At 45.0% G+C, this 6,314-nt stretch carries 3 protein-coding genes and 1 pseudogene; 1 reads left to right on the forward strand and 3 read right to left on the reverse strand.

Annotated elements, in window-relative coordinates:
• Positions 1-938 (forward strand): annotated as a pseudogene (locus JGK11_RS28780) (transposase); the annotation flags it as partial.
• Positions 939-1,094: 156 nt separating this feature from the next.
• Here JGK11_RS28780 and JGK11_RS28785 read toward each other — a convergent pair.
• The 3 genes from JGK11_RS28785 to JGK11_RS28795 all read right to left on the reverse strand — a co-directional run bounded on the left by JGK11_RS28785 (position 1,095) and on the right by JGK11_RS28795 (position 6,080).
• A complete protein-coding gene (locus tag JGK11_RS28785; protein WP_293197318.1) occupies positions 1,095-1,646 on the reverse strand; it encodes a hypothetical protein in 552 nt (183 codons plus the stop codon).
• Positions 1,647-2,426: 780 nt separating this feature from the next.
• The gene (locus JGK11_RS28790; protein WP_293184266.1) at positions 2,427-3,431 is read right to left on the reverse strand and encodes an RNA polymerase sigma factor, RpoD/SigA family; all 1,005 of its coding nucleotides are present in this window, start codon (positions 3,429-3,431) and stop codon (positions 2,427-2,429) included.
• A 912-nt stretch (positions 3,432-4,343) separates the two neighbouring features.
• Entirely contained in the window at positions 4,344-6,080 is a 1,737-nt protein-coding gene (locus JGK11_RS28795; protein WP_293184264.1) for an ATP-binding protein, read from the reverse strand.
• Positions 6,081-6,314: the final 234 nt, after the last annotated feature.

The raw sequence follows: 6,314 nt of genomic DNA on the forward strand, positions 1-6,314 counted from the left end.
CGGAAAGAAAGGTTATCCGACTTTCAAGAAAAACAGTCGCTCAGTTGAGTATAAAGTCAGCGGCTGGAAACTCTCAGAAACTCGGAAGCAAATCACATTTACCGATAAAAAGGGAATTGGCAAGCTCAAACTAAAAGGAACGTGGGATCTTAATTTCTACCAAATCGATCAAATTAAGCGAGTTCGCTTAATACGTCGCGCTGACGGCTACTACGTTCAATTTGCAATCAGCGCTGACAACAATGTAGATACAACGCCAGCAGGTAAAACAGTTGGATTGGACGTGGGACTGAAAGAGTTTTATACAGACTCCGATGGTCATGTTGAACCGAATCCCAAGTTTTACAGAAAAAGCGAGAAACAGTTGAAGTTTCGACAACGCCGTGTTTCTCGCAAAAAGAAAGGCTCTGCCAACCGCAAGAAAGCAATTAATCGATTAGGGCGAGTACACCTCAAAATAAGTCGGCAACGTGAAGAACACGCCAAGAAACTGGCGCGTTGCGTAATCCAATCTAACGATTTGGTCGCCTATGAAAATTTGAGGATAAAGAATCTAGTAAAGAATCACTGTCTCGCTAAATCAATTAACGATGCTGGTTGGTATCAATTCAGAAAGTGGTTGGAGTATTTTGGCGTAAAGTTTGGCAGGGTAACTGTCGCAGTCAATCCTGCTTATACTTCGCAAAAATGTTCAAATTGCGGTGCAATCGTAAAAAAATCCCTATCCGTAAGAACCCACGCTTGTGAATGTGGGTTTGTTATGGATAGGGATTGGAACGCAGCGATTAATATTCTGAAATTAGCCTTGAGTACGGTAGGGCATACCGGAACTTGGGTCTTAAACCCGAACGCTTTGGGAGATTCGACCTCTACTTTGACGCTCAGAAATCCTGTCTGAGCAAGTTGAGTCTATGAACAAAGAATCCCCTCGCCTTTAGGCAGGGGAGTGTCAATATACCCAAGAAACCAAGAAAATCGCGCAGGTATTGGTTAGACGATTTTCACCAATGAATGCAACTGTAGGGAAACTCCAAACTCTTATGCAGTAAATCATTCCCAATTCTTTAATCCCCAATCGAAAATCGAAAATAGTATTAATTTCCCCAAACCTGCTGTTTGTGAGCTTCCTTGCAAATACCTAAAATGCGCCGATCGTTGTCGCTGACGGCCCAAATAGGGTAATACTGTTGCAGGTTTACGGAGTAGGGAGAGCGACTGCCGTCGTAAGTGTCCACTACTGTTAAATTTAACTGAGTTCGCTCCGCAGTGCCGTAAAAACAGTAAAAAGCAGACCGAGGCAGGTAAAAAGCGCCGACTACTTTACTCTGTCGCATTTCAAATACAAAATATTCTTTTTTAATTCGATCGGGCTGGCTCGACTGGCCGTAGAGGTATATACCCTCTGCTAAACCTGTGCTAGCGGTATCTGGCGCAGCATTTGGGAGGGATTGGGAGGTGAAAAGGCCGGATTTGATGTCCGATTGCTGTGCCTCGCCTAGGGGAAATTCGATGCTGAAGTTACCGGGCGAGAGAGCAAGGGCGATCGCCTCTAAAGTGCTTGTTAATACGATCGAATAAGTCAAAACCACTTGCTTGCCCCAAAGTTTCAAATACCTGCTGCGCCGCCCTTCTTGTACCTGTTTCAAAGAGATATTACAGAAACCGGGTATTTGGCTTAATCCTGAATATTAACTTGAATTTTCGATCGCCCGCCCGGTTCCTAAATTCAAATCTCAGATTAGGAATAGAAATTAAATAACTTAAGCAAATTTGTGGGATGGGCGGGAGAGCCCGTGCAGAAAGGACGGGCTCTCCCGCCCATCCCACAACAATCATCGAGCGTGTAAGTTATTAAATTTTCATTCCTTAGTTTTGATAAATTGCGATCGCCCATCAAGTGCGATCGACATCTTAAATATAGCGCTTTTCAAATCTCTCTTCTGTACTCGTCAGCCTACCAATTACCCATTATACCATTTTTCTAAAGATCAGATAGAGATAAAGGACGACAAGACGTTGTAATTCTCTCGTTTCCCTTGTTTGCAAAAGTCTGTCATAACTTTAAAAAAATGGTATTACTATCTGTACCTCACTCAGATCGTGTCCAGTGCATGACCATCACAAAAAGGGTTCGTAGTGCGGACTTCAGTCCGCATCTAAAAAGCGGACTGAAGTCCGCACTACGAACTTTACTTATTTTGGTCAATTGGCCAGAAAGCGGACTGAAGTCCGCACTACGAACTTTACTTATTTTGGTCAATTGGCCAAAAAGCGGACTGAAGTCCGCACTACGAACTTTACTTATTTTGGTCGATCGACCGGACATGATATCACTTCAAAATTGCTTGGGATAAAAGTATCCTTCCCGGAGGCGCCTGCACAAAAAAAGAGTTGAGATTTGGAGAAAATCTCAACTCTTTTAGTGACTAACTAGCCAAATATTCTCGGACTTGAGACTGACGCCGCCGCAGGTGGGCGAGGGCTTGATGTTCTAGCTGTCGCACCCGTTCGCGGCTGAGATTGAGCCGTTCTCCGACTTTCGCCAGAGACATTTCGGTGCCGTCTTCCAAACCAAAGCGCAGAACAATCACATCTCGTTGCTGGGGGGTCAGTTCTGATATCAAGGTATTGAGGTCTTGCCGCAGCAATTCCGAAGTAATGTAGTTGTCTGGAGATGCTGTTTCGTCTTCTAAGAGTTCTTGCAGTTCCGTATCTTGGTTATCTCCTACGCGCAAGTCCAAAGAAACTGGATGTCTTGCCATCAGCAGGTATTCCCTAATTTGGGAAGGTTGCAGTTCCAGGGCGGTGGCAATTTCCGCAGGCGAGGGAGAACGGCCCAACTGCTGGGTGAGTTCCCGCTGCACTTTTTTGATTTTGTTGAGTTTTTCGGTGATGTGAATTGGCAATCGAATGGTGCGGGCGTGTTGGGCGATCGCGCGAGTGATTGCTTGGCGAATCCACCAGTAGGCATAGGTAGAAAATTTGTATCCCCGCATCGGGTCAAATTTTTCGACTCCCCGTTCTAAACCGAGGGTGCCTTCTTGAATTAAATCCAAGAATTCCATATTGCGTTTCTGGTATTTTTTGGCGATCGCAACTACTAGGCGCAAATTCGCTTCAATCATCTTTTGCTTGGCGCGCCGCCCTAACTGCAAGATCCGGTTCAGTTCGGCTTCGGTCAACTCCATTTGGGCAGCCCACTCTTCATTCGTCAGATCTCGCTGCCATTCTTTAGCAAGCGCTTGTTTTGCTTCGATTAATTTCATCATTTGCTGTACCTGCTTCCCGAAAACAATCTCTTCTTCTCGGGTTAGCAGGGGTACTCGACCGATCTCGTGCAGATAGGTACGAACCGTATCCGTTGAGGAGTATGGCCGGCTGCCCATGCGATCGGCTTTCACTGTTTTGGTTTTGGGGGTGGTAGTGGACATGGGTGAGTATTGCACTCCTTGTAACAACAGATAAAAAGTTGGTGATACCCTGTCCCACTTTTACAAGTGGGATAAAGACTGCGACAGGGGGGATGTTACCCCTCCTGTTTATCGGTGACGATCGGTAGAAGCTTGTTGTTTTGGATTACTTTTGTGCTTGATTGTCCAGTAATCCCCGTCGATTTTCCGTAGCTTGCTAGCTTTAACGGCTAGTTCTAGGCGAAGTGAATTTGAGTTTACTTTTCTCAATATTATTCCAAATTTTGAGGCTCGTAAAGGGTAAAAACCTCTGTCTTAAGGTCAAGATTCTACATTTTTCCTTAAGGTTTTCAATTCCCTGCTAGTTTTAAGTGCAACTCAACTTCACAATACTCATGCAAACAGACTCAAGCAAACACGCTCATGCAAACAGACTCATGCAATTCGAGGGCTTTATTTTGCTCTCTATTCCATCATCGCTTGAATTTTTCTCGCTGCCTAGATGCTGCGATGCGAGATAACCGAACTCGATCGCCGTATTCGCTGCGACTTACCGTTTAAAATATTTCTTGACATTTTTATTTAAATATGCTAATCAACTTTTGCTGTCAGTGAGTAAAGATATATTAAGAGCGGGATGTTTGGCTATTTGAGTTAAATTTTGCCGATCGACTGAACAATATTTAACCTTATCCAATTTTTATGAAGTTAGGGATGAGGGGTGACGGGTGTGAGGGCAAAAGCCCTTGCTTCATTCAGTTGACAGTTGACAGTTGACAGTTGACAGTTGACAGTTGACCGCTTGACAGTTGGTTGTTATTAGAATTTTTGCATAAATCTTCGATCGCCGGGCCGCAGATGCAAGGCAGATAAACACGGATAAACGCAGATTATTTTCAGATTGGACAGCTTGGGAAAGCAATCTTGTCTCATCTAAAATCCCAAATCCATTTTAGCAGATTCTGCCTCAGCAAACACTTGTTCATCCGGCATTTCTTGCCAGTCAATATCCCCAATTTCTTTGTAGAATTGCTCATCGTAGGGACGAGTCTGGACAACTACCGGCATCGGTACGGCGTGCCCCAAAACTAAAGCTTGCTGTTTTGAGTCGAGTTTGGCTAAAACCGATCGCAAACTCTGGCCTCCAGAAACGCCCGTAAAGATAGCATCGATGTCTTTATCGTCGTTTAGCAAAGCTGTGATCCGCGTGCCGACTTGCGACATCACCTCGCCGTCGATACCGGAGGGACGCTGGTCTACAATCAGCAGAGTTACGAAGTATTTTCGCATTTCGCGGGCGATCGTCCCGAAAATAGTCGATCGCACGATCGCCGGATCCAGAAAGCGGTGGGCTTCCTCAATGGTAATCACTAACGGTTGCGGGCGATCGCACGGATTTTTACTCATCAAAAACTTCTCAGCTTTCCGCACGTAAGCTCCGTGAATCCGGCGAGTAATCACATTTGCTGCTAACATATATGACAGCAAATCCGAGTGCGAACCAAACTCGATTACTACATTTTTCCCACTATCCAAACACTGCAAAACTTCAGTGACATAATTTTTGGGACAGCGTTTGCGAATGTATTTCAAATCATTTAAACGCTCTAATTTCCGCTGCAAAGCCATAATCGAAGATTTATTTCCCCGCTTTTCTTCGCAAAACATTTGAATATCTTCGTTGGTCATTTCCAGCAACTTGTTAATCCAACCCTTGCCCAACTCATTTCGCAAAATGATCGCATTTTCGATACTAGCTTCCGACAAATTTAACTCCCGCTGGACTAGCGAGATATCTTCCACTTCAATTTCCTCGAAACTCAAAAACAACTCTTGAGCATCGCGGACTCCCCGGCGCTTTGTAGACTCTGGATCGAGAGTATAAATCTGAATCTTATCGGGAAACAACTGCCGCAAACCTTTAACAGTGCTAAATTGTTTCCCTTCCGAAACAGCTTCCCACCCGTACTCCGAGTGCATATCAAAAATTAGATTGACAGCAGCTTGCTTGCGAATAATGCCCGACAGCAGCAAGCGCGTCAAAAAAGATTTTCCTGTTCCCGACTTACCAAAAACTCCGTTGCTGCGTTCCACAAATCTGTCTAAGTCCAAGCACACAGCCACGTCCATGTCAATCGGTTTGCCGATCGCAAAATTGCGGCGATATGGATCATCTTCCCAGCCAAAAACCGCTCGAAAATCGGTTTCTTTGGCATCAAACACCTGGGAAAAGTGGCTGGGAATCGTTTTCACCGGCAGCAATTCCATATCGGCGCCACTTTGCGGCTCAAAAGAACCCAAATTTCCTAAAGCCAGCTTTTTATCGGGGACTCCGTTACCTGTGGGATTGAAGATGGCTTGAGATTTTTCTTTTTCCGCAGTCAGCATCAACATGGGCGCAAGCTCGATCGTACCGTAGGTGCTGCTACCTGCGAGGACTGCGAGGAGAAAATCGTCGTTGGGGTTGGGAGGATTGGATAAAATCCGACTGCTGGATGTTCCAAGAGACACATCGGTGAGCATACAGAAAAAGTGCGATCGTACCCCCCGCACTACTAAAAATTTCCCCACCCTCATATCTTCCACTGAAACGTCGGCGTGCAGTCGCACTTCTAATCCCTTGCTGAGGGAACCTTGAATAACAGAGCCTAACGGTTTGTCATTAATCATTAGTCAGTTGTCAGTTGTCAGTTGGCAGTTGGCAGTTGTTAGTTGTTATTTGTTATTTGTTAGTTGTTATTTGTTATTTGGGGAGCATCTCATTTTTGAAAAAAGCATTTTTCATTATAGTGCGAGCGTCCCCGCTCGCGAGCAGTATAATCGCGAGCAGTATAATCGCGAGCAGTATAATCGCGAGCAGTATAATCGCGAGCAGTATAATCGCGAGCAGTATAATCGCGAGCA

It is taken from the genome of Microcoleus sp. PH2017_34_RAT_O_A, from assembly GCF_020737885.1.
In the GTDB taxonomy this organism is placed as follows: domain Bacteria; phylum Cyanobacteriota; class Cyanobacteriia; order Cyanobacteriales; family Microcoleaceae; genus Microcoleus.